The following is a 1740-nucleotide window of genomic DNA, read 5'->3' as shown; positions in this document are numbered from 1 at the left end:
CCCGGCTCGCCGCGGCGGGCGTGGTTCTGGCGTTCGGCTCGGACACGCCGGTGACCGCCATCGACCCGTGGGCCGCCATCAAGGCCGCGGTGCATCACAAGACGGAAGGCCACGGCATCTCGCCACGCGCCGCCTTCACCGCGCACACCCGCGGTGGCTGGCGTGCGGCGGGCGTGGACGACGGCCTGACCGGCACCCTGCAGCCTGGCGCCCCGGCGACGTACGCGGTGTGGGAGACCGGCGACCTCGTGGTGGCCGCGAGCGACTCGCGGGTGCAGCGCTGGTCCACCGACCCCCGTTCCGGCGTCCCCGGACTGCCTGACCTCACCGGTCCCGCGCCCGTCTGCGTGCGGACCGTGCTGAACGGCCGGACTATCTACGAAAGGAAGTGACTCATGGCGTTGCTCGACCTCGATCCCAAGGTCGTCGCCACCGCGCGGAAACTCGCGGCGCGGGCGGCCGAACCGGTGGTGTCCATCGCGAAGGCGCACACCACCGTCGCGGTCGAGCGCGCCACGCTTCGCCTGGCCGGCATCACCGGCGCGGACTCCACCCATCGCGCCGGTGACGTGCCGTGGGTCAACCGGGTGATCGACACGGTGCGCGAGCAGTGCGGCCTCGAACACGGCGTGGTGCTCCCGGCCTTCCACGCGCTCAGGGAACACAACCTCGGCACGCTCACCGAACTCGCGGAAGCCACGGCGGCCGGCCAGATCCAGTTCAGGATCCCCACCGGCAAAGACCGGACGGTGGCGAGGAAAGCAGCCACGTCCGCGGTCGGCAAGGGGCTCAGGACGGTCGACCGCAACCGGGTTCAGCGCGACAAGCTCGTCGGCAAGCTCGGCGACCCGGCGCAGCGGCCGTGGATCTACCTCATCGTCGCGACCGGCGACATCGACGAGGACGTGATCCAGGCCCAGAACGCGGCGCGCGCGGGTGCCGACATCATCGCGGTGATCCGCTCGACCGGGCAGTCCCTGCTCGACTACGTGCCGGAAGGCGCCACGCACCACGGGTTCGCGGGCACGTACGCCACGCAGGAGAACTTCCGGATCATGCGGGCGGCGCTCGACGACGTGTCGAAGGAAGTCGGCCGGTACGTGAGGCTGACCAACTACGCGTCGGGTCTCTGCATGCCGGAGATCGCCGTGCTGGCCGGGCTCCAGAGGCTCGACATGATGTTGAACGACTCGATGTACGGCATCCTGTTCCGCGACATCAACCCGATCCGCACGTTCGTCGACCAGCGCTTCAGCCGTCAGGTGCACGCGCGGGCCGGCATCATCATCAACACCGGCGAGGACAACTACCTCACCACCGCGGACGCCGTCGACGCCGCGCACACCGTCACCGTCTCCCAGTTGCTCAACGAGCACTTCGCCCACGAGGCGGGACTGCCCGACCACCTGCTGGGCCTCGGCCACGCCTTCGAGATCAACCCGAAGGTGCCCGACTCGTTCCGGCTCGAACTCGCGCACGCCCTCCTCGCGCGCGAACTCTTCCCGGACGCGCCGCTGAAGTGGATGCCGCCGACCAAGCACATGACCGGCGACGTGTTCAACGGCTATCTGCTGGACGGGTTCTTCAACCTCGCGGGTGTCCTGACAGGACAGTCCATTCTGCTCGTCGGCATGATGACGGAAGCCGTCGTGACGCCGTTCCTCTCCGACCGCGACCTCGCGCTCCAGAACGTCCGGTACGTCCTCAACGCGGCGGGCAGCCTCGCCGAGGACTTCCGCC

2 protein-coding genes are annotated in these 1740 nt (G+C 69.6%); both read left to right on the top strand.

The window, feature by feature from the left end; all coding sequences use genetic code 11:
* A partial coding sequence (locus tag B0F77_RS45865; RefSeq protein WP_143467286.1) for an amidohydrolase family protein occupies positions 1 to 392 on the top strand: 392 nt, incomplete at its 5' end.
* Positions 393 to 395: 3 nt separating this feature from the next.
* Positions 396 to 1740: lysine 5,6-aminomutase subunit alpha (kamD, locus tag B0F77_RS45860; protein ID WP_143467285.1), on the top strand; the 1345-nt coding region annotated here is incomplete at its 3' end.

Origin of the sequence: Lentzea kentuckyensis (assembly GCF_002150765.1) — a bacterium.
Classification (GTDB): domain Bacteria; phylum Actinomycetota; class Actinomycetes; order Mycobacteriales; family Pseudonocardiaceae; genus Lentzea; species Lentzea kentuckyensis.
This window is presented reverse-complemented; position numbering and strand designations above follow the sequence as displayed.